General features: G+C 47.3%; 2 rRNA genes. Both read right to left on the reverse strand.

Features of this window, described 5'->3' with window-relative positions:
- Nucleotides 1–221: 221 nt before the first annotated feature.
- A 5S ribosomal RNA gene (gene rrf / locus H6A60_RS12345) occupies nucleotides 222–336 on the reverse strand.
- Nucleotides 337–435: 99 nt separating this feature from the next.
- Nucleotides 436–541 (reverse strand): 23S ribosomal RNA (locus H6A60_RS12350); the annotation flags it as partial.

Below are 541 nucleotides of genomic sequence, written 5' to 3' on the forward strand. Positions count from 1 at the left end.
ACGTTCACGCTTATCGGTTCGTTGAATCGAATTTTTAAAGAACTGCTGAACATTTCGTTCAGCGCAGAATTGAAATCTTACTGATTTCATGTCTGTTTGTCAAGAGCTTTTGAAAAATATCTTCTTCTGAACTCTTGGAAGAGCGCTGCGAAAAAGCAACCCTTTCACTAATAAGACGAAACCCCTCGAGCGCTGAGCATCGAGGGGTTTCTTTATGGGGAGCCTGGCAATGACCTACTTTCACTGGAAATACAACCAACTATCATCGGCCCTGAAGCGTTTCACTGTCCTGTTCGGAATGGGAAGGAGTGGTTCCGCAACGGTATGGTCGCCAGGCTGAAAACTTTGGAAGGAAATGACTGCAGGTTTCGACTGCGCTTCGATTCTTTCTGGAAGTCCTCTTCGAGCTTCGACTCTTCAAGGCTTCACGGTTATAGGATCAAGCTGCACGAGCAATTAGTATCGGTCAGCTAAACGCCTCACAGCGCTTGCACACCCGACCTATCAACGTCCTGGTCTCGAACGACTCTTTAGGGAGGTC

This window comes from Sutterella massiliensis (assembly GCF_016899755.1).
Classification (GTDB): Bacteria; Pseudomonadota; Gammaproteobacteria; order Burkholderiales; family Burkholderiaceae_F; genus Sutterella; species Sutterella massiliensis.